At 55.5% G+C, this 24,503-nt stretch carries 18 protein-coding genes and 1 tRNA gene; 13 read left to right on the top strand and 6 right to left on the bottom strand.

Annotated features, from left to right (window positions below):
- Positions 1-44 precede the first annotated feature (44 nt).
- The 6 genes from FHS90_RS07500 to FHS90_RS07475 all read left to right on the top strand — a co-directional run bounded on the left by FHS90_RS07500 (position 45) and on the right by FHS90_RS07475 (position 8,810).
- The gene (locus FHS90_RS07500) at positions 45-611 is read left to right on the top strand and encodes a thioredoxin family protein (protein WP_182512570.1); all 567 of its coding nucleotides are present in this window, start codon (positions 45-47) and stop codon (positions 609-611) included.
- A 183-nt stretch (positions 612-794) separates the two neighbouring features.
- The gene (locus FHS90_RS07495) at positions 795-1,949 is read left to right on the top strand and encodes an MFS transporter (protein ID WP_066830023.1); all 1,155 of its coding nucleotides are present in this window, start codon (positions 795-797) and stop codon (positions 1,947-1,949) included.
- Between the two features lie 116 nt (positions 1,950-2,065).
- Positions 2,066-4,012 (top strand): type I pullulanase, encoded by a 1,947-nt coding sequence (gene pulA / locus FHS90_RS07490; RefSeq protein WP_220483016.1) that lies wholly within the window; start codon positions 2,066-2,068, stop codon positions 4,010-4,012.
- Between the two features lie 466 nt (positions 4,013-4,478).
- On the top strand, positions 4,479-5,171 hold the full coding sequence (locus FHS90_RS07485) for a hypothetical protein (protein WP_182512568.1): 693 nt from the start codon (positions 4,479-4,481) through the stop codon (positions 5,169-5,171).
- A gap of 298 nt (positions 5,172-5,469) precedes the next feature.
- On the top strand, positions 5,470-7,833 hold the full coding sequence (locus tag FHS90_RS07480; protein ID WP_066830011.1) for a GAF domain-containing protein: 2,364 nt from the start codon (positions 5,470-5,472) through the stop codon (positions 7,831-7,833).
- A gap of 512 nt (positions 7,834-8,345) precedes the next feature.
- On the top strand, positions 8,346-8,810 hold the full coding sequence (locus FHS90_RS07475; RefSeq protein ID WP_343049625.1) for an O-acetyl-ADP-ribose deacetylase: 465 nt from the start codon (positions 8,346-8,348) through the stop codon (positions 8,808-8,810).
- 73 nt (positions 8,811-8,883) lie between these two features.
- On the opposite strand, the gene FHS90_RS07470 is transcribed toward FHS90_RS07475, so the two are convergent.
- From FHS90_RS07470 to FHS90_RS07450, 5 genes are all read right to left on the bottom strand, one after another.
- Positions 8,884-9,717: a hypothetical protein gene (locus tag FHS90_RS07470; protein WP_182512567.1), complete on the bottom strand. Its 834-nt coding sequence runs from the start codon at positions 9,715-9,717 to the stop codon at positions 8,884-8,886.
- A gap of 481 nt (positions 9,718-10,198) precedes the next feature.
- Entirely contained in the window at positions 10,199-11,392 is a 1,194-nt protein-coding gene (gene fabV, locus FHS90_RS07465) for an enoyl-ACP reductase FabV (protein ID WP_182512566.1), read from the bottom strand.
- Between the two features lie 244 nt (positions 11,393-11,636).
- The gene (locus FHS90_RS07460) at positions 11,637-12,359 is read right to left on the bottom strand and encodes a phosphatase PAP2 family protein (protein ID WP_182512565.1); all 723 of its coding nucleotides are present in this window, start codon (positions 12,357-12,359) and stop codon (positions 11,637-11,639) included.
- An 88-nt stretch (positions 12,360-12,447) separates the two neighbouring features.
- Positions 12,448-12,529, bottom strand: a tRNA-Leu gene (locus FHS90_RS07455).
- Between the two features lie 93 nt (positions 12,530-12,622).
- Positions 12,623-13,348 carry a phosphatase PAP2 family protein gene (locus FHS90_RS07450; RefSeq protein ID WP_066830004.1) on the bottom strand — a complete coding sequence of 242 codons (726 nt, stop codon included), beginning with the start codon at positions 13,346-13,348 and terminating at the stop codon, positions 12,623-12,625.
- Positions 13,349-13,513: 165 nt separating this feature from the next.
- On the opposite strand from FHS90_RS07450, the gene FHS90_RS07445 reads away from it, so the two are divergent.
- Positions 13,514-14,008, top strand: coding sequence for a CinA family protein (locus FHS90_RS07445; RefSeq protein WP_182512564.1), 495 nt, complete (start codon positions 13,514-13,516; stop codon positions 14,006-14,008).
- A 153-nt stretch (positions 14,009-14,161) separates the two neighbouring features.
- On the opposite strand, the gene FHS90_RS07440 is transcribed toward FHS90_RS07445, so the two are convergent.
- Positions 14,162-14,314 (bottom strand): hypothetical protein, encoded by a 153-nt coding sequence (locus FHS90_RS07440; protein ID WP_161947679.1) that lies wholly within the window; start codon positions 14,312-14,314, stop codon positions 14,162-14,164.
- A 940-nt stretch (positions 14,315-15,254) separates the two neighbouring features.
- Here FHS90_RS07440 and FHS90_RS07435 point away from each other — a divergent pair.
- From FHS90_RS07435 to FHS90_RS07410, 6 genes are all read left to right on the top strand, one after another.
- Positions 15,255-15,938 (top strand): class I SAM-dependent methyltransferase, encoded by a 684-nt coding sequence (locus FHS90_RS07435; RefSeq protein ID WP_182512563.1) that lies wholly within the window; start codon positions 15,255-15,257, stop codon positions 15,936-15,938.
- Positions 15,939-16,102: 164 nt separating this feature from the next.
- Positions 16,103-17,941, top strand: coding sequence for a M61 family metallopeptidase (locus FHS90_RS07430; protein ID WP_182512562.1), 1,839 nt, complete (start codon positions 16,103-16,105; stop codon positions 17,939-17,941).
- Positions 17,942-18,140: 199 nt separating this feature from the next.
- Positions 18,141-18,806, top strand: coding sequence for a hypothetical protein (locus FHS90_RS07425; protein WP_182512561.1), 666 nt, complete (start codon positions 18,141-18,143; stop codon positions 18,804-18,806).
- 172 nt (positions 18,807-18,978) lie between these two features.
- Positions 18,979-20,454 (top strand): sodium:solute symporter, encoded by a 1,476-nt coding sequence (locus FHS90_RS07420; protein WP_182512560.1) that lies wholly within the window; start codon positions 18,979-18,981, stop codon positions 20,452-20,454.
- Positions 20,455-20,657: 203 nt separating this feature from the next.
- Positions 20,658-22,142, top strand: coding sequence for a sodium:solute symporter family transporter (locus FHS90_RS07415; protein ID WP_182512559.1), 1,485 nt, complete (start codon positions 20,658-20,660; stop codon positions 22,140-22,142).
- A 131-nt stretch (positions 22,143-22,273) separates the two neighbouring features.
- The gene (locus FHS90_RS07410; RefSeq protein ID WP_182512558.1) at positions 22,274-24,085 is read left to right on the top strand and encodes an ABC transporter ATP-binding protein; all 1,812 of its coding nucleotides are present in this window, start codon (positions 22,274-22,276) and stop codon (positions 24,083-24,085) included.
- Positions 24,086-24,503: the final 418 nt, after the last annotated feature.

Raw genomic sequence — 24,503 nt, 5'->3', positions numbered from 1 at the left:
ATGAAACCTAACCTCTAGTCTCCAGTTACAAGAATCTATTCATCATGCGTTACGTGCTTTTCATTTTTGCGGCGTTGGCCTTTGCGGCTTGTTCCACCCCCCGCCAGGCAGTCATCACAGATGCAACGCACACGGGCTTAGACCCCCAAGAAAACCGGGAGGAGCCTACCCAGGCCGGCAATGACTCCCTCCTGATTGGCACCACCACCCGCGTAGCGTTTGAGATGCCGCGGTACAGTGCCTGGTTTCACCCCATGTACCTGCGCTACAAGCCCAACGAGCAGATCATAGACCAGCTGCAGCCCCAGCTGGAAGGCGTACGCATCAAGGTGTTCATGGGCAGCTGGTGCCTTGACAGCCAGCGCGAGATACCGCGGTTCTACAAAGTGCTGGATGCCGCCCGTTTTCCCTACTCCCGTGTAGAGATGACCAGCCTGCGGGAAGACAAAACCGGCCTGACCGGTGAGGAAAAAACCCTCAACATCACCGCCGTGCCTACCTTCATCTTCTACAAAAACGGCAAGGAGCTGGGGCGCATAGTTGAAACTGCCTACCCTACCCTGGAGATGAACATGCACACCGTGCTCAAAGACAGCACCGCCACCAAGTAATTTCTGTTTTTGGCCTGTTTTTCAGAAAACAGGCCAAAAACAGAAACCGCCCTACCCCGCAGCGCTGACAGCAGGACTGCGGGTTTCTTTTTAGATACTTGCCAAAGCCAGTTCCCTGGGCGTACTTTGAACCTTGCTGTGTTGCTATAAGTAAGAGGAAACGTTTGTGCTTATTTCTTCCTGATGATTTCCAGTCCCCATCCCCAGTTTTCTAACCGCGTACGCAGAACCGCCGTGGGCTCCCTTTTCTTTTTCCATGGGCTGTGCTTTTCCAGTTGGGGCTCCCGCATTCCCACCATTCAGCAGAAACTGCAGCTCTCAGAGGCAGAACTGGGCGGTGTCTTGTTTTCCTTGCCGGTGGGTTTGATTCTTTCACTCCCGTTCACAGGCTGGCTGACCTCTAAAATAGGAAGCCGGAAAGTGGTCACCATAGCGCTGGTCATGTACAGCCTCATCCTGGTCTGCCTGGGGTTGGTCAGCAGTGTTTTTCAGCTGACAGTCCTGCTTTTCTTGTTCGGGTTGGCCAGCAACATGGCCAACATTGCCGTGAACACCCAGGCAGTCAGCGTAGAGAACCTTTACGGGAAATCTATCATGGCCTCTTTTCACGGCCTCTGGAGCCTGGCCGGGTTTGTAGGGGCCGCCCTTGGCACCCTCATGATTGGTGCCAACATTCTGCCGCTGTACCACTTTTTAGTCATCATGGCCATCATACTGGTGGGCATTGCCGTGGCGTACAGATACACCATGGTGCAAGACCCCGCCTCCCCAGAAGGCCAGCCACTTTTTGTGATGCCAGACAAAGCCCTGATGGGACTGGGGCTGATTGCGTTCTGCTCGCTGATCTGTGAGGGCGCCATGTTTGACTGGAGCGGCGTGTATTTCCAGAAGGTGGTGCAGGCTGAGAAAGCCTGGGTTTCCTCGGGCTTTACCGCCTTCATGTGCACCATGGCCGCCACGCGCTTCATAGCTGACTGGGCAACCTCCAAAATTGGCTTGAAGCGGGTTCTCCAGTTAAGCGGTTTGCTGACCGCCATCGGTTTGGCAATCTCTGTCATTTTCCCTCAACTTTTTACGGCTATTCTAGGGTTTCTGCTGGTGGGCATTGGGGTTTCGGCGGTGGTGCCGCTGGTGTACGGCGTGGCCGGGAAATCTACCACCATGGCCCCCAGCATGGCCCTGGCCGCCGTCACCACCATTGGGTTTGCCGGGTTTCTGGTGGGCCCGCCTTTTATTGGGCTAATTGCCGGCATGAGCAGTTTGCGCCTTTCCTTCGCCTTGATTGCCGTGATGGGCGTAACGGTTTCGCTGCTGTCCAGCCGTATTAAATCGGCGTAGCCGAAACCGCCTCTCCTCAAGTTTCCTTCATTTAGGGATATTGCCGGGAGACCATTCCTTCTATCAATCACATGCGCCAACGTACGTTCTTCTGTAGTGTCCTACTTGCCTTGCTTATGGCTTTTTCTTTCCATGTTCCGGTAAACGCTCAAAAATTTGAGCAGTACCCCACCCCTACAGACGCCAACCTCTGGACAGAATACTCGCCCCAACAAACTACTTTCAGGCTTTGGTCGCCGGTGGCAGAGCAGGTGCTGGTGAACCTCTATGACAAAGGCCAGGGCGGCAGGCCGAAGCAGAAGTTCCCCCTGCAAAAGGGGGAGAAAGGGCTATGGCAGGCCACCGTGCAGAAAGATTTAAACGGCGTTTACTACACCTTTCAGGTAAAGACCGGCGGCAAATGGCTGGCTGAAACGCCCGGCATTTACGCCACCGCCGTGGGGGTGAACGGGCAACGGGCCATGGTGCTGGACATGGCGTCTACCAACCCTGCGGGCTGGGCCCGGGACAAAGGGCCAGAAGTAAAATCACCCAATGACGCGGTCATTTGGGAAGCCCACGTGCGCGACCTTACCTCCCACCCCAGCTCCGGCAGCAGCCAGCCCGGCAAATTTCTGGGCTTGGTAGAGGCGGGCACCAGGAACAGCCACGGCCAGGCCACCGGCATTGACCACCTGCAAGAACTGGGCGTGACGCACATTCACCTGCTGCCCGCCTTTGACCACCGCTCCATTGACGAGACGGCCCTGGACAAACCGCAGTTCAACTGGGGCTATGACCCGCAGAACTACAACGTGCCCGAAGGCTCTTATTCCTCAGACCCGTACCGGGCCGAGGTGCGCATCAAAGAATTCAAGCAGATGGTAAAGGGCTTTCATGACCGTGGGCTGGGCGTGATTCTAGACGTGGTGTACAACCACACCGGCCTCACCCAGGGCTCCAACTTCAACCTGGAGGTGCCTGATTATTACTACCGCCAGACGGCGGATGGCCAATATTCAGACGCCTCTGCCTGCGGCAACGAGACCGCCAGCGAACGCGCCATGGTGCGTAAATTCATCATAGAGTCCTGCAAATTCTGGGCGAAGGAGTACCATGTAGACGGCTTCCGGTTTGACCTTATGGCCATTCATGATTTGGAAACCATGCACCAGCTTAGCGCTGAACTCAGGAAAATCAACCCCAACCTTATCATTTACGGCGAAGGCTGGACCGCCGGCGCCTCTCCCCTGCCAGACGCCCAGAAAGCGCTAAAGGCCAACACCCACCAACTTGCCCACGTGGCCGCCTTCTCAGATGACCTGCGTGATGCCATTAAAGGCTCAGTGTTTGATGACAAGAGCACCGGCTTTGTGAGCGGCGCCCACGGGACCGAAGAATCTGTCAGGTTTGGCGTGGCAGGGAGTGTGCCCCACCCGCAGGTGGATATCAGCAGAGTGAACTACTCCAAAGCGTTTTGGGCGCGGGAGCCGTGGCAGGCGGTGAATTACGTCTCCTGCCATGACAACATGACGCTGTTTGACAAGCTCAAAGCCTCCCGGCCAGACGCCTCGCCCGCGCTGCTGAAAAAGATGCACCTGCTCTCCAACGCCATTGTACTCACGGGCCAGGGCACGCCGTTTCTGCATGCAGGCGTGGAAATGCTACGTACCAAGAACGGCGAGCACAACAGCTACAACAAACCAGACGCCGTCAACCAAATCAACTGGGGCTGGAAAGCCGAGCACCAGGATGTATTCACCTATTACCAGCAGCTCATTGCCCTGCGCCAGGCCCACCCCGCCTTCAGAATGCCCACGGCCGCCCAGGTGAACCAGCATCTGGAGTTTCTCAAAACCAGGTCAGGCTTGGTGGGCTTCCGCCTGAAAGACCACGCCCACGGCGATACCTGGAAGAAAATTCTGGTCTACTACAACGGCCATGAACATGCCGCCCAGATTACCCTGGACGGCACCTGGGAAGTAGCCGCCGAAGGAAAGACCATTGACTTGAACGGCAGCCGCAAGGTGAGTGGCCACCTGGCAGTTCCGCCGGTGTCTATGCTGGTGCTGTTCCAGCGGTAGTCCTACCCTCTGCCCCTCAGCTATAGCCAGTTTTGCGTTTTAGACCTGTTTTAGCAAAAACAGGTCTAAAACAGAGTAGACCTCACCGGTATTGAAAACCGGTGAGGTCTTTTATTATCCTGAGACGGTCTGTACAGACCTGCGCAGATGACAATGGCGCCGGGCATTCAACTGTTTCTTCCTCCCTGAATAATAGGCTTCCATTCCGTCACTCGGCAACCCCGCCTGCTCCAAAGCCCCTGTTGTGCGCGCAGCTCCAACAAGGGAGCTGCATCCACGCCGTTTCTGACCTACTTTTCCCAAAACAGGCCCAAAACGGCACCCACAGACCAAGAAAAGGCTTTCCCCCGTTACCTAACGCACAACTGGCCATTTTACATATTCACTTAAAATCACTATCTTAGGCCTAACCAATTGAGCAGCAACTCTCTTTTCAAGACAATTTTTCTTTAACTGACAGGCAGCCATGAGCGGGAAGCATTTAATTTTTGTTATTTTTCTGATTCTGCAGGGGCAGATGGGTGTACGTGCTCAAACCGGTACCCGCCCCCGGCAAGACCAACAGGGGCTCCGGCAGGAACTGGCCCAATACCACCAGCAGACTATTGGGACTTTCCTGCTTGCCAAACGCAGAGAGCTGGACAGGCAGCTTTCTGCAGCAGACAGACGCACACTAGCCCAGCTGCGCGAAGAAGTGGCCAACCACCGTACGCAGCAACTGGCCTATTTTCAGAAGGTGCGCGAAGAACGCAAAGCCTCCAGGCAACCCCTGTCTGAGGCGCACAAAGCAGAAATCAAAGCGCAGCACGCCCACTACCAACAACTCATGGGCCAGGTAACCCTCATTGCCAACAGAAACCAGAAGGCGCTGACCGCTGTGGCCACCCAGGTGAAAGCGCAGCAGGAGAAATGGTACGCTGACCTCCAGGCCATTGCCTCCCGGTACCGCGGCACTGGCGGTGACTCCACCCTGGCCAAGCGGGCACTGGTCCATGAAAGACGGCGCAGTTACTGGTCTCTCACCCGTTTCCTGCTCCTGGACCCCAACAGCACAGAGACCTATCTGGAAGAACTGGTACCCAAAGGCACTGATGAGACAAATTCAGGCAACCTGCAGGAAAGACCAACCCCGGTGGCAGCCCAGTCAGTGGTGGCATAGCCCCTGCCCAAGCGGGGCAAGGTACGCCTGGAGCAGGAAGAACCACCCGGGGCTACTGGCCAGGGAAGAGCCGGGAACCACCCAAACCAGCGGGGGCATCAGGTGCCGGTAGACACAATGAAACTTTTTACATGGCTCTACCACTACCGCCTCCCCGCGCCAAATGGCGCAGAATCTGTCCGGTTTCTGAAGCAATAGCGCGCCTCTTCCTCTTCCTGAACAGAACACCAAAGGTCAGCCACCAGATAGCTGGCCTTTTACTGTATCTGCAAAGGGTATTTTGCGTTAAAAGCCCTGTATGCACTCCAGAGAACACAACATCAGCGTCGCCACTTTCCCGTTCAAGGCCAACCTTAGCTTTAAGCCTATCATCAGGTATTGGCAGCAGCAACATGACGGCTGCCGAAGCAGCTTCATGCTCTGCGCCCAGGAAATCAACAAGCAACTGAAAGAGGCGCCTGAGCTGCTGGAACCTATCAAAGACCTGACCACGCTGCACAAGCATGAGTGCATCATAGATTTGCTCATGACGGCCGTTTTCCCGCCGGCCACCCGGGAGATTGAGGCCATTGGCACCGTGGGGCCCCAGTATGATGTGAGCATCTACCATACAGAGCTGTTCAAGCAGATCATCCTGACAGACCAGAACCATCTCAAACGACCACTGAACATAGACGAGCAGCGCGTGCTCTTTAACCGGGTGCGCATGCTGTACTTCCTCATTCTGGAGAAATTCTATGGGGTGCAGGTGCCGCATGACGAGTTCCTGATCTACACCGTGCCAGATTACCAGCTGGGGCTGTACCGCCACTACAACGTAGAGATCAACACCCAGTTCCTGGACATTACCAACACTGAACCGCTTCCCCCCCTGGACGAGGAGGCCATTCAGCACCTGCTGGACAACATCAGAGACATGGATGTCTGGATGGAGGCCCTTCCGCCGCGCCTGTTTGAGGTCAACGGCTTTTACACGCTGCACCTGGTAGATGTAACCGAGCAGGAAGTGCTTTCCTCCCTGAAAAACGACCTGCTGGAGCGCGACGTGATGTTGGCCGCTGACAGGTTTGAGCAGTTGCAGGAGAAGGTGCGCATCTACTTCAAGCGGCCGCACCTGCAGCTGGGCGTGGCGGCGTTCCACAAGAACAAGAGCGCGTTTGTCAACTTCGGGAACAAGATCAACCACAGCTTTCTGTTGCAGAGCGAGCCCGGCAGCAGCAGCTACGTGGGCTTCAAAACCATCTATGACAGCCTGGTGCGCGACGGCAACCCGCTGGTGGTGAAAGACGTGGAAAAAACCGAGCAGCTGCCAGACGGCGTGCGGGAAGAGATGCTGGGCATGGGCATCCGGAACATTGTGCTGGCCCTGTTGCGCTACGGTGATGACCCCATTGGCATTCTGGAGTTAGGCTCACCCAACCCCGGTGACCTGGACAATTTCTCCATCTCTAAGATGGAGCAGTTCCTGCCGCTGTTCTCAGTGGCGGTAAACCGAAACTCAGAGGAGATTGAGGCGCGCGTACAGGCGGTGATCAGAGACCGGTTCACCGCCATTCACCCGGTGCTGGAGTGGCGCTTCCGCGAAGCGGCCCTCAACCTCCTGGAGAAGATGAACCACGCCACCGGCCCCGTAGAGATGGAGCCCATTGTGTTCCCAGACGTGTACCCGCTCTATGCCGCCGCAGACGTGCGCGGCTCCAGCACAGAGCGCAACACCGCTATTCTGGGTGATTTGATTGAACACCTGCAGCTGGCAGAGGCCATCTTGAAAAAAGCCGCCGAGGTGCACTCGCTGCCCATAATTGATGAACTGCGGTTCTCTGTCTCACGGCACCTGGAGCAGCTGAAGCAGGGCATTCTGGTGCAGGACGGCCTCACAATTTTTGAGCTGATCAGGACCCAGGCAGAACCCATGTTTGAGTTTCTGGAGGTGACGCACCCAGACCTGCTGCCCCACATACAGGCGTACCGCGCAGCCATGGACCCGGAGCTGGGCATTCTCTACAAGCGCCGCAAAGCGTTTGAAGAGAGCCTTACCCTCATCAATGAGACCATCTCAGACTATGTGGAGCAGGAGGAACTGAACGCGCAGCAGATGTACCCGCACTACTTTGAGAAGTTTAAAACCGATGGCGTGGAGTTCAACATCTACGTGGGCGCCTCCCTGGAGGAACGGCAGCCGTTTGACCTCATGTTCCTGCGCAACCTGCGCCTGTGGCAGCTCATGGTCATGTGCGAAATCACCCGCCGCACCGCCGCCCTCAAACCCAAGCTCAAGGTCCCCCTGGAAACCACCCAATTGATCCTGATCCACAGCCAGCCGCTGGCCATCAGGTTCAGGCAAGACGAGCGCAAGTTTGACGTAGACGGCGCCTACAACATACGCTATGAGATAGTGAAAAAACGCGTAGACAAGGCCCACGTGCGCGATACCGAGGAGCGCCTAACCCAGCCCTACAAAATTGCCATTGTCTACTCCCACGCCCGCGAAGCCAACGAGTACACAGAGTACATTGAGTACCTGCAAAACAAAGGGATCCTGACAGGGAACGTAGAAAACCTGGAGGTAGAAGACCTGCAAGGCGTGAGCGGCCTCAAAGCGCTGCGGGTAGAAGTGAACCTGAACCGTGACAACCCAGACGGAGACGCAGGTGAAGAATAATCAATGTGCTCACGCCGAATGACGGACACAAAAAGTGCAGATGCCTTACTGTCAAGGCAGGTTGAGAACCTTTAAACATTTGGTTTAGCTGGCGAAAAAAATACCAGCGAACGGTTTTGCCCATGCAATCTTGAGCCCCGTGGCAGTGCTACGGCCTTATGAAAACGGCCAAGGCAGGTTCATTTGCTACCGTTTTGTAACGCAACAGGCAAATGTGTAATGCTCTACCTCCTGTTTTAGGCCTGTTTTCTGAAAAACAGGCCCAAAACGCCAGCAAAGTCTTCCCCTTCCTTAGGTATAGGGGGGGAGCAACCCCGTTTCAGTGGCAAGTACTCGTGCACATGAACCTGCTTCCCAACCGGGACTCGCCAGCAAACAAACTTAGCCCGTACCGTGCATTCTTAGGTAGCTCATTCCTTTCAAGACACCCATCTACACCAACAGCTACTAAATAACCTCCACAACTAACTCCTGTTTTTCACCTATTTTTCAGAAAACAGCCCCAAAACGCCATGACCCCAAACCGTATCCAGTTAATACAAGGTGATATTACCAAAATAACGGCAGACGCCATTGTCAACGCGGCTAACTCCAGTTTGCTGGGCGGCGGCGGCGTAGACGGGGCCATTCACAGAGCGGGCGGGCCGGCTATTCTGGAAGAGTGCCAGCGCATCAGGGCCCGGCAAGGCGGCTGCCCTACGGGCGAAGCCGTGATCACCACCGGCGGCAACCTCCCGGCAAAGCACGTGATTCACACCGTTGGCCCTGTCTGGAACGGCGGTCACCAAGGCGAGCCTGACCTGCTGGCCCGCTGCTACCACAACTCCCTCGCGTTAGCCCGGGCCCACGGCCTGAAAACGGTGGCGTTCCCCAACATCAGCACGGGTGTGTACGGGTACCCCAAAGACCAGGCGGCACAGGTGGCCGTGCACACGGTGCTGGGTTTTCTGGGGAGCATGAACTGCCGGAGCAGGTGACGTTTGTGGTGTTTGATGCTGAGAACCTGCGGCTGTATGAGCAACTCCTGCACCCGTAAAGACTTCGCTGTGCTTAATTGCGGTGCTGATAGTCATAGAACTCCCTGATCTGGATGTTCTTGCCTGCCGTCAGTTTCTGGAGCTCACTCAGCAGATAATACCGGTGCAGAAAACCGGTAAGCACCACCACCCGCTTGCCGGGAAACTTCTCAGCCATGCGCACAATGTTTCTGGCCATGGTCTGGTTGCGGAGGTCCCAGAAATCAGCCCAGAGCTGGTAGCCTTCACGGTAGCTGATCTGCTCCCCGTTGGGCTTGGTCAAAAAGGCAGTGGCAAACTCGTCCCTGGCATTGGTTATGCGGGTTAGCCCCTTGTGCTGCAGATCCTGCCGCCTCCTGGCCAGGGCATCTGTGGCGGGGTTGTTAAAATGCCGGGGTGATTGGGCGGCCAGTACTTTCAAAGAGTCTGTCAGGGCGTGGTAGGCGGTCAGAAGACCCTGCTGCTCAGGCGTGAGCGCACGGGCAGAGTCTAACCGGTTCAGCAGTTGAATAGTCAGGTTATCTGCGGGCACCATGCCTCGTGCCCGCCGGTATTCATTGCGGCCCTCAAACTCAAACGGGCGCAGCAGCGTTCTGGGGTGCTTTTGGAGGTACCTTACAGAGGCGTTCTGCTCGTTTTCCTTAGAAGGGGCCTTGAACCGGAAGTCTTTGGTGAAGAACGAGGAATCCACCTCATGCAGGATGAGGTCTGGCTGAATGCGCTCCATCATCTGGAGCAGGGTGTCTGCGTTGTAATTGGGCACGGCCTGGTGAATATTGCCAATCACCACAATTTCTGTCTGCTTGCGCTGCGCATGGCTACCAACGGCCGCCAGTAGGGCGAAGACAACGGCAATAAATTTTTTCATGTGAAGCAGGGGAAGGGAATCTAAAACTGAGGCTGCTCAGGGTTTTCTCTTTGGCACCCGCTACTGCTTACGTCTATTGAGGCTTCCGTTTTCGGGCTGTTTTTCAAAAAACAGCTCCAAAACGGCGGCGCAAGCAGACCTTGCAGCAGAAATAGGTTTCCCGGGGCAGGGAAAAGGAACCCACTAAACAGGTTTAAGAGCATGTTTAAATTTATCTTTTGCGCTACAAAATGGTATCAAAAGAACCTGACTTTGCCATTTTCTCGCACCGTAGCGGGGCGTTTAGCTGTTCAAAAATCGCTTCGCCAGAACCTTTCGCTCCCCATTTTTCGCTTGCAAAATCAAAATGTAAACAGGCTCTAAAGGGGAAAAAAGAATCCTGTTGGCCAAGGCAAGCGCCCATGCCAACAGGATTTAAGTTTCTGTTTTTGGGCTGGTTTCTGAAAAACAGGCCAAAAACAGGAAGTACAGGGAGTTGAAGTTAGCTTACCAGACCGGGCACCTCTACTACTTCATTCACGTCTTTCTCGTAATCCAGGCCGTCTACCTCAAACCCGAACAGGTGGAAGAAATCAGTGCGGTAGCCGGCCAGGTCGCCAATCTCCTGCAGGTTCTCAGTGGTGGCCTGCTCCCAGAGGGCGGCTACTTCGGCTTGCACGTCATCCCGCATTTCCCAGTCGTCCACCCTGATGCGGCCTTTCTCGTCTACCGGCACCTCGCCGCCGGTGTAGAGGCGCTCCTGGTACAGGCGCTGGATCTGCTCAATGGTGCCCTCATGAATACCTTTGGCTTTCATTACCTTGTACAGCAAGGAGATGTACAGCGGAATCACCGGAATAGCCGAGCTGGCCTGGGTCACCAGCGCCTTGTTCACTGACACGAAGGCCCTTCCGTGGAGGTCTTTCAGTTTATCAGCAATAGAGAAGGCGGTGGCCTCCAGATGGTCTTTGGCGCGGCCAATGGTGCCTTTGCGGTACACCGGCTCGGTCAGGGCGGGGCCTATGTAAGAATACGCCACGGTGGTGGCCCCTTCGGCCAGCAGGTTTTCAGCTTTGAGGGCGTCCATCCACATTTCCCAGTCTTCACCGCCCATCACGGCCACGGTGTTGGCAATGTCTTCGTCGTTGGCCGGGGAGATAGAGACCTCTGTCACGTTGCCGGTATGGAAATCTACCGTTTTGTTAGTGAAAGGCTGGCCAATGGGCTTCAGCACTGAGTTGTGCGTTACGCCGGTTTTGGGGTTGGTTCTGCGCGGGGAGGCCAGGCTGTACACCACCAGGTCTACCTGGCCCAGGTCAGCTTTGATCAGGTCTAGGGTCTTGCGCTTGATCTCATCAGAGAAGGCGTCACCGTTGATGCTCTTGGCGTACAGACCGGCGGCCTGGGCGTGTTTCTCAAAGGCGGCGGTGTTGTACCAGCCGGGGGAGCCGGGCTTGCCTTCGGCCGAAGGCTTTTCAAAGTACACCCCAATGGTGGCGGCGTTTGACCCAAAGGCGGCGGTGATGCGGGAGGCCAGCCCAAAGCCGGTGGAGGCGCCAATCACCAGCACCTTCTTAGGACCGTCAATGGCGCCTTTTGATTTCACATAGTTAATCTGGTTTACCACGTTCTGCTCGCAGCCCTCTGGGTGCGAAGTAAGGCAGATAAAGCCGCGTACTCTGGGCGTTATGATCATAGTATGTTCTTTGGCAGATGAATCTGGTTCACTAATCTGGACAATTGAAGATGTAAATTTGCCAATTTTCTTGATAAAACCCACCAATCTGCCAGTTTTAGCGCACGGCTTCGCCTCCCCGGGTCCCCCAGGGCGGGAGAGATTGTCTGGTTCAGGAAGATGGGCCGTAGCCCCGGGCGGTGCCTGTTTTGGGGCTGTTTTCCCAAAAACAGGTCAAAAACAGAAAATTAGGGGCTGCCAGAGGTTATCCCTCCACATTCTGCTCCACCTGCTGCTTTACGTTGGGGCCCGCGCGCTGCTGCAGGCGCTTGAGCAGGAACAGGGCAATCATGAGCCAGAACAGCCCTGCCCCCCACCCCGCCAGCACGTCTGAGGCATAGTGCACGTTGAGGTACACGCGGCTAAAGCCGATGAGGAGGATCCAGCAGACCAGCAGGCCACTCAGGAGCCACCGCAGCCATTTCTGCCGCACGTTGGTCCAGATGAGGTACACCAGGAGCCCCCAGAACGCGCCGCCAATCATGGCGTGCCCACTGGGAAAACTGTTGCCGCTCTGCTCCAGAAACGCGGTCTCTGGCCGGGGCCGGTTAAAAAGCCATTTCATGGTCTGGTTGAAAAGGGTGGTGGTGGCTGAGATGGCCACCACTTTGAGGGAGTAGAACCGCCACCGCTGAAACAGGAGAAACAGCAGCGCCAGCCCCAGTGACCCGTAAATCAGAAAGTTCTTAGACCCGAAGAAGGTCACAAAATACATGAACGAGGTGGTCTCTGGCGTAGTGATGTCACCGGCCAGCGCAAAGGCCGCCTGGTCCAGGTCCTTCTCCTGCTCCACAAAGACCTCTGTGGCCATCCAGAAAAACAGCAGCGCCGACCCCACAAACACCAGCCACGCCACCGCCACCTGGGCGGTGACTACGGCCAGCGAAGCAGCTATCTTCTGAAGAATGCGTTGACCTCTGGTGAGCATACATCCGTTTTTCTGGGGTTGTACGCAAGAGGCAGGCGGGAAGGATTCAAAACAAAAAAGCCGGTCTCATTTCTGAGACCGGCTTTAGTGCGCTGGGGGAGAGTCGAACTCCCACGCCCGAAAGCGCTGCCACCTGAAGACAGTGCGTCTACCAATTTCGCCACCAGCGCAACGTTCCCTTTTGGTTATTGGGAGCACAAAAATACTAGCTTTTTTATTTCGGTCAATACCCAAGGCGTTAAAAAGTGAAATATTTTTTTTGCCTACGGGGCAGACGAGGTGGGGAGCCCCTCTTTTACCACCGGGTTCAGGTTGCGCTTAGAGAATTTCTCCATGCGGTTGAGCAGGAAGACAGCCAGAATCACCCAGCCCAGACCGGCGGCCAGCCCCGCAATCACATCTGTGGCGTAGTGTACGTGCAGGTAGACCCGGCTAAAGCCAATGAACAGGATCAGCAGCGAGAGCAGGATCACCAGCAGGTACCGCCACGCCGCCACCTCCACGTTCTTCCAGACCAGATAAATCAACAGCCCATAGAACGAGGCGCTGATCATGGCGTGCCCGCTGGGGAAACTCAACCCGTATGAATCTACCAGGTGCGGAATGAACGGCCGCGGCCGGTTGAACAGGTACTTGAGCAGCAGGTTCAGCGAGATGCTGCCCACCGCAATCACCGGCACTTTGAGGGAGTACCACTTGTGCTTCTTCACAAACAGAAAATACCCGATCAGCATGAGCCCCGCCCCCGTGATAAAATTGCGCGAGGCCAGAAACGTTATGCCTTTGATGAATTCGGTGAGGCCGGGGTTGGCCCGCTCATCTGCCCAGGCAAAGGCCCTGCTGTCAAAACCCAGCTCCCGCCCCGGCAGCACCTCATGGCCCAGCCAGAAGAAGAGCACCAGGCACAGCAGGAATACGCTCCAGATCACCACCAGCTCTACCGTGAACAGGGCCGTAGAGGCCACCATTTTCCTTATTGCTTTTTTCATAGCTCCAGTTGTCTTTTCTGTTTTGCGCCTGTTTTGGAAAAAACAGGCGCAAAACAGAAACTTCCTGTACTGTACGTAGTACTTTCTCCAGGTGTTGGCGCCGGGCTGTTGCCACAACCCCATCGCCCCCAAAAGAGTAATAGCCCTTATGGCCACCCTACCGCTATGAAGACCGAAGACATTTCCCAGCTCATTTTTAAACTCAAAGACAAAGGCCTCACCGTGGCGTTTGCTGAAAGCTGCACCGCGGGCAGCCTGGCCGCGGCCATCAGTGAAGCCACCGGCACCACAGATGTGTTCCTGGGGAGCATGGTCACGTACAGCGCCCACGCTAAAAACAAAGTGCTGGGCGTGAAGAACGAGAGCCTGAAGCTATACTCCGCCGAGAGCCAGCAAGTCACCAATGAGATGGTCCTGGGCCTGCACAAGCTCCTGCACGCAGACGTCTGCGTTGCCGTGACCGGCCTGTACGGCGCAGGCGGCTCTGAAAACCCTGAAAAACCCGTGGGCACCGTCTTTGTCTCTATTTTCTTTAAAGAGAAGGTGGAGGAGTACCGCGTGATCTTTAAAGGCGATGCCCGGAAAATGCGCGAGCAAACCATTGATTTTATCTTCTCCAAACTGGAGGAGACGGCAGAACGTCATTTTCAGCATGCCTGAGCAGGGTTGTTTTTCGTTGGGTTGGTGAGGGTAGCATTGCCGGGTGCTGTTGACAGCCGTTTGGCTTTGCTGCATGCTGCTGTTGCTGCCTGGGCTTGGTGACTGGCCATTGCTGCCGCTGAAATGCGTGGGTTGATGAACCCTGCTGTGTTGCTACTGAAATGCGAGGTCTACGGCTTCCTTGGCGGTGGTTTGTTGCCCTGCGCGGTTCAAGGATTCTTTGTTCTGCTGGTTGCCGTTGCTGCAATGCGTGGTCTGCTGTTTCCCCTGGCTTTGGCGTTTGACGCGGTGGTTTAGTAGCTGCATTGTTTCATCTTTTCCGGTAAGCGCTCACGGCCGCGGGGCCCCGTCCTGGCGGCTCGCACTGCTGTTAAAACTAGGCCCTCCGGCCTTGCCGCTGAAGCGGCACCGTATTAACAGAGGCGCTCACCGCCAGGACTGGTTTGGGTTCCCCTCCTATAACTGCTTGTGCTGTTATGTCTGCCTCTGCAAGTAACCGTTGCTGTCCCGCTAGCCTGAGGCGAGCCCGTGCTGCGCACATCAGCCAGGGGCAGAAGTGCTAATTTACAGAGGTGCCACCAGCAGAAGTGTTGATTGTTCATTGTTGTTTGTTTTTTTATTGCTGCTTGTTTGTCACAATCTCTGGTTCAAGTTTCCAACTTGGACCTATAATGGCGGAAGCTTTCAGCTTCCATGAGGCGGCAGCCTCACATTACCTCTGCCCTCTATAGCTCCCTCTTCTGCCCCCCTATGGCGCGGAAGTTACTTCCGTGCCTTCTAACGCCAGCTGATACTCACGCGCTGGCACGGGTCCCCAGACGCGTGCCTACTGATGACGGGCGGTCTCTGGCTGCCCCCGCGGCGCGGCAGCGAAACCAGGCATTGTACTTCATTCGTGCTGAATTGCCTAAAGAAAAAGAAAGGACTCAGCACTCAGGACTCAGAACTCACTCCAATACTCCCCATTTGAAGGGGGTGAAGGGGGATGTTGCCTCAGGAGGGCACGCATTGCTGAGGTACGGTCACCCGCCATTTGCCCCACGCATTGCAGATGCTCCCCTCCCGGGAGGGGAAGGGGTGGGTTCTACGCATGGCTGAACTCTTTGCGGCACCCGGCAAGTCTGGAGTATTGGGCCAGTTCTTTCTTCTACCCATCTGCCATGTTCAAAAGACCTGCAAATGTCTGTGCCAAATCCTGTTTTTGGCCTACTTTTGGAAAAACAGCTCCAAAACGCAGGGTTCTCGTATGCCTTCCAAGCCTTCGCCTGACTTTAACCTGATTGCCCCGGTGTATGATACGCTGGCGGTACTGGTATTTGGCCAGGCGCAGAAACGGGCGCAGCAGCATTTCCTGCCTCAAATCCCTGCGGGGGCGCGGGTATTGGTCCTGGGCGGGGGAAGCGGTTTCCTCCTGACGCAGCTCTTCGGCTGTTGCACCCCAGGGAAAGTGTTGTTTTTAGAGGCCTCGGGCACCATGCTCCAGAAAGCACGGCAACGGCTACTCCATTTACCCCACGCAGCCGCTGTTGAGTTCAGGTGCGGCACTGAGCAGGACCTCCTGCCCCATGAGACGTTCCACGTGGTTCTCACCCCATTTGTGCTGGACCTTTTCACTCCCCCAGAAGCAGCGGCCATGATCAACAGGCTGGCTGCCGCCCTGCTCCCCTCGGGCCTTTGGCTGCACACAGACTTCCACCTTTCGGCCGGCGGCCGAAACAGGAGGTGGCAGCAATTCCTGCTGTGGGCCATGTACCGGTTCTTCAGAAAAGTAAGTCAGATATCTGCCAGCAGGCTCCCGCCGCTGGACCAGCTGCTGGGAGAAGCGGGCTTTGCACCCCGGCAACAGGCGTTTTTCTACCGGGGCTTCATCAAAGCGCAGGTGCTGCAAGCAAAAAGCCCACCCAAAAAAAATCTAAAGAACTGGCAGTAGCCTCACCTTCTGTTTTCGGGCTGTTTTTCTGAAAACAGCCCGAAAACAGAAGGTGAGCCGGCATGCACCCCGGCAGGAACTACCAACGCCTGGCCAATGGCAACTGGCCCGGCGCCTTGTGTCTTCACGGTTCCTGCGTATCTTGGACACCCAAACCCTCTCCCATGAAAAAAAGAATCTTTCTAGGCTTGGCCCTGGCGGTGATGACTTTTCACTCTGTGGCATTTGCCCAGCCGCGTGTGGCGTACCAGGTGTCTTTTGAGAATGCGGCGCACCATGAAGCCACTGTTCAGGCTACGTTTACAGGCGTACAGGCGCCGGTGCTGGAAGTGCGCATGGCCCGCTCCTCCCCCGGCCGCTATGCGCTGCATGAGTTCGCCAAGAATGTGTACAGCGTAAAAGCCACTGATAGCCAGGGAAAACTGCTGACCGTAGAGCGCCCCAACCTGCACCAGTGGAATGTCTCTGGCCATGACGGCACCGTGCGCGTGACCTACACGCTCTTTGCCGACCACCCAGACGGAACCTACGCCGGCGTAAACGCCTCGCACGCCCACCTGAACGCACCCGCCACGTTTATGTACGCCCCCGCGTTAGAGCAGGCCCCGGTGCAGGTGAAATTCATTCCGCCTACGGGCGCCAACTGGACCGCCGCCACCCAACTGAAGCCCGAAGCTGACCCCCTCACGTTCTCGGCCCCCAATTTCCAGTACCTCATGGACAGCCCCACAGAGCTGGCTGATCTGAAGTGGCGGGAATGGGAGGTGAAGGAGCAGGGCCGCACCCAGAAAATCAGGATTGGCCTGCACCACCAGGGTACAGACAAGGAGCTGGACGAGTACACCCAAAAAGCAAAACGCATTGTAACCGAGGCCCAGGCGGTGTTTGGGGGGCTGCCCACGTTTGACTTCGGCACGTACACGTTCATTGCCTGCTATATGCCCGCTACCCCCGGTGACGGCATGGAGCACCGCAACTCTACCGTCATTACCAGCTCCCGCCCGCTTAAGAGCGGCATGAACCCTAACCTGGGAACGCTGTCACATGAGTTTTTCCATGCCTGGAACGTGGAGCGCATCAGGCCTAAGAGTTTGGAGCCGTTCAATTTTGCTGATGCCAACATGAGCGAGGGCCTCTGGCTGGCCGAAGGATTTACCAGTTATTACGGCAACCTGCTCCTGCACCGCGCCAAGGTCACAGAGCAGAAGGCGTTTCTGGGGAGCGTGGCGGGTACATTGAACGCAGTGCTGCTGTTGCCGGGCAAAGAGTTTTTCTCTCCGGTGGAGATGAGCATGCAGGCGCCCTTTGTAGATGCCTCGCGTTCTGTGGACCCGGTGAACCGCCACAACACCTTCATCTCATATTACACGTACGGCAGCGCCATTGGCACCGGGCTTGACTGGACCCTGCGCACCCGTTTCAAAGGGATTACGGCAGATGACTATATGCGCCTGCTGTGGCAGCGTTTCGGGAAGCCCGAAAAACCCTACACCCTGCCAGACCTGGAACAAGCCCTGGCCGACCTGACCAAGGACCCTGCCTTTGCCAAAGATTTTTTCCAGCGCCACATTCTGGGCAAGGAATTGATGCCGTATGAAACGCTGGCGGCGCAGATGGGCCTGGCTTTCCGGCCAGAGAAGCCGGGAAAGGCCGTGCTGGGATGGGAACAGCTTCAGGTGAAAGATGGCCAGATCACTATCCTGATGGGAACCTTCCGGAACAGCCCTCTCTACCAGGCAGGCCTTGACCGCAACGATGTTATCTTAGCCATTGACGGCAAGAAGCTCAAAGACCGCAAAGAACTGGACAGCCTGCTGACCACGCACAAGCCGGGGGAGCAGGTGGCGTTAGAGGTGCTGCAAAACGGCGAGCCGAAAAAGGTGACGCTCACCCTGGCGCAGGAACCAGAACTGGAACTGGTTCCGTTAGAAGAGTCAGGCCAAAAAGTATCTGCTGAGGTGAAAGCCCGCCGGGAGGCTTGGCTGAAAAGCCAGGCGAAGTAAGGTGGGGTTCTTGTTGGCTTCCTGTTTTAGGGCTGTTTTCTGGAAAACAGCCCTAAAACAGGAAGCTTTTCATTTCACCCGCAGATCAGCCCCCACTTCTTGCACGATTCCTGCCATTCTTTCGTTAAAGAAGTAAAATTGCTATCTTAGTGAGGAAATCAGCAGCTGCACCGCTTTGTTTCTTCTTACACAGCTCAACATGAACAGACCAGGTTACATAAAATCATTGCTGGTAGTAGCTTTTCTAGTGCTGGGGCTCTTGCCGGTACGGGCGCAGGAGGTGCTCCCCACGGTCTCCCAGGAGGACGTTGCGCTGAGAACTGCCCGGGACTCAGCCAGCAAACCGCTGCCAGAAGTATTCAAGCCCCGCGTAGGCTACAGCTTCTCAGCTGGGGCAGCTTTCAGCAAATGGGGATCGGCTTCTTTCATAGAGCCACGGGTGCAGTACCAGGTAACACCCCGGTTCCAGGTGTTCAGCAGCCTGGCCATGATCCAGCACTGGAACACCCCCACCCTGACCGTACCCACCGGTGAAGGCAGTTCTACCACCGTGCTGACCGGCGCGCCCAGCAGACAATATCTATTGCACGTAGGCGGCTCCTATGCCATGACTGAGAAATTGCTGCTGAGCGGAAGCGTTTGGAAAGACCTGAGCTCTGCCCCTACCATGAACCGCTGGCGGAACTCCCCTTATGGCTATGGACAGCTCCCCCAGCAGGGGTTCCACTTTCAGGCGCAGTACCAGGTCACCCCTAATGTCACTGTCTCTGGCGCCATCAGGTACAGCAACGGCGGCTCCGGCTACTGGGGAGGCCCAGGTTACTACTCCGGCTACCCGGCTGGTGGCTTTTACAACCCGTTCTAACCGCCCCTGCCTTTCAGGGTTGCTATTTATGGTGAAGCCTTCTCATACTTCTCTGGGAAGGCTTTCTGCTTCCTGACAACCTCCAGCTTTTGAAAAAATTCAAAGAGTGCCGTCTGGGTTTTTATTTATATTTGTCCCTGCACCATTCCTAACAAACCCACAAAGCCACCCCATGTCTCCTACCCTTATTCTGGGCATTATAGCCGCATACTTCTGTGTACTCATTCTGATTTCATTCCTCACCAGCAAGAAAGGCGAGTCTACTGACAGTTTCTTTCTGGCCAACCGCGCCTCGCCGTGGTACGTGGTGGCGTTTGGGATGATTGGCACGTCGCTCTCTGGGGTAACCTTTATTTCGGTGCCCGGCATGGTGGCCACGGCCCAGTTCTCGTACCTGCAGTTCATTCTGGGCAACATGGCCGGTTATTTTGTGGTGGCGCTGGTGCTCATGCCTCTGTATTACCGTCTCAACCTGGTTTCCATCTACTCCTACCTGGAGCAGCGGTTTGGGTACTGGTCTTATAAAACGGGGGCGGCCTACTTTCTGCTGGCCCGTACGCTGGGCTCGGCGTTCAGGCTGTTTCTGGTGGCAGGCGTACTGCAGCTGGCGGTGTTTGATTCTTTGGGCGTGCCGTTTGAGGTGTCAGTGATCATCACCATTGCTTTGATCTGGGTCTACACGTTCAGGGGCGGTATGAAAACCATCATCTGGACCGACACCTTCCAGACGCTGGCCATGCTGGTATGTGTGGGCATTAGTATTATCATGATCAAAGACGCCCTTAACTTTGACTTCAACGGCATGGTAACGGCCATCTCTGATAGTAAATATTCCAAGGTTTTCTTCTTAGATGACTTCAAAGACGCCAAGTATTTCCTGAAACAGTTTGTGTCTGGCGCCTTTATCTCCATTGTGATGGTGGGGCTGGACCAGGACATGATGCAGAAAAACCTGAGCTGTAAAAACCTGAAGGAGGCGCAGAAGAACATGTTCTCGTTCACGGCCATCATTCTGTTGGTGAACATCCTGTTTTTGTGCCTGGGTGCTTTGCTCTATTTATACGCCGATGCCAAAGGCATCACCCTTCCCGCCAAAGGCGATATGGTGTTCCCGGAGCTGGCTTTGAAATACTTCACCCCGCTGGCGGGCATCACGTTTATCTTGGGCATCACGGCCATCACCTACGCTTCGGCTGACTCGGCGTTGACGGCGCTGACCACCTCTTTCTGCGTGGATTTCCTGGATTTCAAGAATCGTCCTGAAGCCCAGCGCGTACGCCTTAAAAACTGGGTGCACGTGGGCTTCTCGGCCTTAATGGCGGTGGTGATCATCATCTTCAAACTGGTGAATGATGAGAGTGTGGTGCAGGCGGTGTTTAAAGTGGCGGGCTTCACCTACGGGCCGTTACTGGGGCTCTACGCCTTTGGCATGTTCAATACCCGCGCCGTGCGCGACAACCTGGTACCGGTGGTTTGCCTGTTGGCCCCGCTGCTCACGTTCATCCTCAACGCCAACTCCAAGGAGTGGTTCTGGGGCTACGAGTTCGGGTTTGAAGTATTGCTGCTGAACGGTTTCCTAACCTTTATTGGCCTGTGGGCTATTTCCAGCAAAGAGCCTGTACTGGCCAACGACACTGAAACTGCCTAAACACAGCTTATTTTTCTTCTGGACCGCCGTCTGTTTTTGGCCTGTTTTTCAGAAAACAGGCCAAAAACAGACGGCGGTTCGCATTTAGAACTTTTGGCAGCAGAAGGGTATCTTTGCACCTTTCCATCAGGTGTTCAACTAGTCTTCGGCTTTCGCCGAATTTCAATTCCTGATTCTGCATTCCTAATTCTTAATTCACAGAAGTGTCTCCTTATTTCATACTGAGTATCATCATTGCCTACTTCTTTCTGCTGCTGTTCATTTCACTGATCACCAGCAAGAAAGGCGAATCTACCAGCGGGTTCTTCCTGGCCAACCGGGCCTCGCCTTGGTACGTGGTGGCGTTTGGCATGATTGGCACCACCCTCTCGGGCATCACGTTTGTGTCTATCCCGGGTATGGTGGAGAAGACGGGCTTCACGTACCTGCAGATGGTGCTGGGCTATGTGCTGGGGTATGTGGTGATTGGCCTGGTGCTGTTGCCGCTGTATTACCGGCTCAATCTGGTTTCTATCTACACGTATCTGGAGCAGCGGCTGGGGTTCTGGTCGTACAAGACCGGGAGCGCCTTTTTCCTGCTGTCCCGCACGATGAGCGCGGCGCTCAGGCTGTACCTGGTGGCGGGCGTGCTGCAGTTGGCGGTGTTCGGGCCGCTGGGGATTCCGTTTACCGGCACGGTGGCCTTGACCATTGGCTTTATCTGGGTCTACACGTTCAGGGGCGGCATGAAAACCATCATCTGGACCGATACGCTGCAGACACTGGCCATGCTTCTGTGCCTGGGGGCCAGCATCTGGCTGGTGGCGGGGGAGCTGCAGCTTTCGTTTTCGGGGTTGGTCCACACCATCGGCGGCAGCCGTTACGCTGATCTCTTTGTCTGGGATGCCAAGGCGCCTAACTTCTTTGTGAAACAGGTGCTGGCGGGTGCGTTCATCACCATTGCCATGACGGGGCTGGACCAGGACATGATGCAGAAGAACCTGAGCTGCCGCAACCTGCCCGAAGCCCAGAAGAACATGTTCTGGTTCACGGTGATTCTGGTGGTGGTGAACCTGCTGTTCCTCTGCCTGGGTGCCCTGCTCTACTTCTATGCCGCGGCCAAGGGAATCTCGTTGCCCGAGAAGGCAGATGATGTTTTCCCGTTCCTGGCCTTAAACCATCTGTCTGCGGTGGTGGCCGTGGCTTTTATTCTGGGCATTACGGCCATCACGTACGCCTCTGCTGACTCTGCCCTCACCTCGCTCACCACTGCCTTCTGCGTTGACTTCCTGAACTTCCAGCATCGGCCGGAGGCCGAACGGATCAAGTACAAGAACTGGGTGCACGTAGGCTTTTCATTGCTGCTGCTGGCGGTGATTCTCTTCTTTAAGGTGTACAATGACGCCAGCATTATTGCGCTGCTGTTTACGCTGGTGGGCTACACGTATGGTCCGCTGCTGGGCATGTTCACGTTTGGCATGTTCACCAACCGCACGGTGACAGACCGGGTTGTCCCTCTACTGGGGATAACCTCGCCGGGGCTGACGTACGTGCTCAGCACCCATTCACAGGAATGGTTCTGGGGCTACCAGTTCGGGTTTGAGCTGCTGCTGCTGAACGGGTTGCTCATGTTTCTGGGGCTGCTGCTTTTCTCCCGGAGAAAAAACTCTTCTGCCCCCTCTATCTCTGCGGCCCGGGTTGCTGGGTAAGTCACGGGCAATGCCTACCTTTGCAGGTTGAAAGCCAACGGCATGCCGCCGTTTTTGGCTTATTTTCAGAAAAACAGCCCAGAAACGGCTATTCATACACAGCACAGGCGCTAGGTTTAATTTACGATTACATGGCAAAACGCAGATCAGGGGCGGAAGACGAGGCAACCGAAGGCAAAAAGAGGATCAGCAAAGACAGCCTTCGGCGGGGATTGCAAGTGTTCAGGTTCCTGCTTCCGTACCGGGGGAAATTTATCATTGGTTTGGCGTTCCTGCTTTTCTCCAGCCTCACGTTTATGGCGTTTCCGGCGGTAACGGGTGTCTTGCTTGATGCCGCCGTAGGCAATGAAAGCGCCTTTACCCAAGATCTGGACCTTATTGCCCTTCTGCTGTTTGGGGTGATTGTGCTGCAGGGCATTTTCTCCTTCTTCAGGGTGTACTTCTTTGCCCAAGTCAGTGAAAACGCCATTGCCGACATCAGGAAAAGCCTTTACTCGCAGTTCATGGGTTTGCCGCTCACTTTCTTTGAGCAGCGCCGCGTGGGCGAGATCACCAGCCGCATCACCTCAGATGTGAGCTATATCCAGGACAGCTTCTCCATCACCCTGGCAGAACTCTTCCGGCAGGTGACTACTTTGCTGGTGGGCATTGGCTTTATCATGTTCTACTCGGTGAAGCTTTCCTTGTTCATGTTGGCCACGTTCCCGGTACTTATCATTCTGGCCATGATCTTCGGCAAGAAACTGAAGAAGCTGTCCAGAAAAACCCAGGACGAGCTGGCCATCACCAACGTGATTGTGGAGGAAACGCTGCAGGCCATTCAGGTGGTGAAGTCGTTCACCAACGAGCTGTTTGAGATCAACCGCTACCGCACCGCCCTTAACCGCACCGTGAAAACGGCCATCACCACCTCTTTCTACCGCGGCGCCTTCATCTCCTTTATTATTATTGGGTTGTTTGGCGGCATCATTCTGGTGATCTGGTACGGCGCCACCCTGGTGCAGCGCGGCGAGTTGAGCATTGGCGAATTGACCTCCTTCATTCTATACACCACTTTCATTGGCGCGTCGGTGGCCGGTCTGGGTGATTTGTACGCCAAGATTCAGGTTTCATTGGGTGCCTCTGACCGCATTCTGGAGATTCTGGATTTGCCGGTAGAGCACACGGAATTGGGGCTGAGCTCTGCACATGCGGTGCGGTTCAACGGCCAGGTGCGCTATGAAAACGTAGGCTTCTCCTACCCTACCCGTCCCGACCTGCAGGTGCTCCAAAACATTCATTTTGAAATAAGGGCGGGCGAAAAAATAGCGTTGGTGGGACCCAGTGGAGCCGGGAAATCAACCATTGTGCAGCTGCTCATGAAGTTTTACCAGGTAGACCAGGGCAGTATTTTTGTAGATGGCCAGAATATAAACTTCATGCCGCTGCATGACCTGCGCAGCAACTTGGGCATTGTGCCGCAGGAGGTACTCCTATTTGGCGGAACCATCAGAGAGAACATTGCCTACGGAAAACCTGATGCCACCGAAGAGGAGGTTCTCATGGCCGCCCAGAAAGCCAATGCCCTGCAGTTCATCCAGTCGTTCCCTGAGGCGTTTGACACCGTGGTGGGCGAACGCGGCATTAAATTGTCTGGTGGCCAACGCCAGCGCATTGCCATTGCCCGCGCCATTCTGAAGAACCCGGCCATCCTGATTCTGGACGAGGCCACCAGCTCCCTGGACTCTGAGTCTGAGAAACTGGTACAGGACGCCATGGATGAGCTCATGAAAGACCGCACCACCATCATCATTGCCCACCGCCTGGCCACTATTAGAAAAGTAGACAAGATTCTGGTGATTGACCGCGGCCAGATTGCCGAACAAGGCACCCATGCAGAACTTTCCAGCAACCCGGAAGGCATCTACACCAATTTGCTGAAGCTTCAGTTTGAGGCGCGGTAAGCCAAAAGTCAAAGCACCTCCTGGAGGAACCACCCCAAAGTGCAGGCCTAAAGACAACGCAACTACTCCTTCTGCATTAACCAGTTTTCTGGTATTCAGGAGACTGTCCTTTTTTTTTTGGGGGGTGGTAAGCGCTTGTTTACCTTTTGATTGTGCAGGCGAAAACGGGGAGCAAACGGTTCTTCTATCCCATTTTTTGAGCAGCATAGTGGGGGCGAGGCACCCGCCAGGGCAGGTTCTTTTGAGGCCTTGTGCGGCGCAAAAGACAGATAGAAACCTGCTCTAAGGCTGGTGCTCTGTTTTGGGTCTGTTTTCAAAAAAACAGCCCCAAAACGTGCCTGTTCCTTTTTCAGAGGGGCAGTTTCTGTTTTTGACCTACTTTTTCCAAAACAGCACCAAAACACACCCCTTGTTTACC

The organism is Rufibacter ruber (genome assembly GCF_014138425.1).
Taxonomy (GTDB): Bacteria; Bacteroidota; Bacteroidia; order Cytophagales; family Hymenobacteraceae; genus Nibribacter; species Nibribacter ruber_C.
The sequence above is the reverse complement of the archived record's forward strand: the minus strand, read 5'-3'. Positions and strand labels throughout refer to the sequence as shown.

What these genes read in the sequence shown, in the direction of transcription:
- FHS90_RS07475 (WP_343049625.1), top strand. Translation starts at nt 8,346, where the DNA reads ATGACCCCAAACCGTATCCAGTTAATACAAGGTGATATTACCAAAATA.
- FHS90_RS07410 (WP_182512558.1), top strand. Translation starts at nt 22,274, where the DNA reads ATGGCAAAACGCAGATCAGGGGCGGAAGACGAGGCAACCGAAGGCAAA.
- FHS90_RS07435 (WP_182512563.1), top strand. Translation starts at nt 15,255, where the DNA reads ATGCCTTCCAAGCCTTCGCCTGACTTTAACCTGATTGCCCCGGTGTAT.
- FHS90_RS07460 (WP_182512565.1), bottom strand. Translation starts at nt 12,359, where the DNA reads ATGCTCACCAGAGGTCAACGCATTCTTCAGAAGATAGCTGCTTCGCTG.
- FHS90_RS07450 (WP_066830004.1), bottom strand. Translation starts at nt 13,348, where the DNA reads ATGAAAAAAGCAATAAGGAAAATGGTGGCCTCTACGGCCCTGTTCACG.
- fabV (WP_182512566.1), bottom strand. Translation starts at nt 11,392, where the DNA reads ATGATCATAACGCCCAGAGTACGCGGCTTTATCTGCCTTACTTCGCAC.
- FHS90_RS07425 (WP_182512561.1), top strand. Translation starts at nt 18,141, where the DNA reads ATGAACAGACCAGGTTACATAAAATCATTGCTGGTAGTAGCTTTTCTA.
- FHS90_RS07445 (WP_182512564.1), top strand. Translation starts at nt 13,514, where the DNA reads ATGAAGACCGAAGACATTTCCCAGCTCATTTTTAAACTCAAAGACAAA.
- FHS90_RS07485 (WP_182512568.1), top strand. Translation starts at nt 4,479, where the DNA reads ATGAGCGGGAAGCATTTAATTTTTGTTATTTTTCTGATTCTGCAGGGG.
- FHS90_RS07470 (WP_182512567.1), bottom strand. Translation starts at nt 9,717, where the DNA reads ATGAAAAAATTTATTGCCGTTGTCTTCGCCCTACTGGCGGCCGTTGGT.
- FHS90_RS07440 (WP_161947679.1), bottom strand. Translation starts at nt 14,314, where the DNA reads ATGCAGCTACTAAACCACCGCGTCAAACGCCAAAGCCAGGGGAAACAG.
- FHS90_RS07495 (WP_066830023.1), top strand. Translation starts at nt 795, where the DNA reads ATGATTTCCAGTCCCCATCCCCAGTTTTCTAACCGCGTACGCAGAACC.
- FHS90_RS07420 (WP_182512560.1), top strand. Translation starts at nt 18,979, where the DNA reads ATGTCTCCTACCCTTATTCTGGGCATTATAGCCGCATACTTCTGTGTA.
- FHS90_RS07430 (WP_182512562.1), top strand. Translation starts at nt 16,103, where the DNA reads ATGAAAAAAAGAATCTTTCTAGGCTTGGCCCTGGCGGTGATGACTTTT.
- FHS90_RS07500 (WP_182512570.1), top strand. Translation starts at nt 45, where the DNA reads ATGCGTTACGTGCTTTTCATTTTTGCGGCGTTGGCCTTTGCGGCTTGT.
- FHS90_RS07480 (WP_066830011.1), top strand. Translation starts at nt 5,470, where the DNA reads ATGCACTCCAGAGAACACAACATCAGCGTCGCCACTTTCCCGTTCAAG.
- pulA (WP_220483016.1), top strand. Translation starts at nt 2,066, where the DNA reads ATGGCTTTTTCTTTCCATGTTCCGGTAAACGCTCAAAAATTTGAGCAG.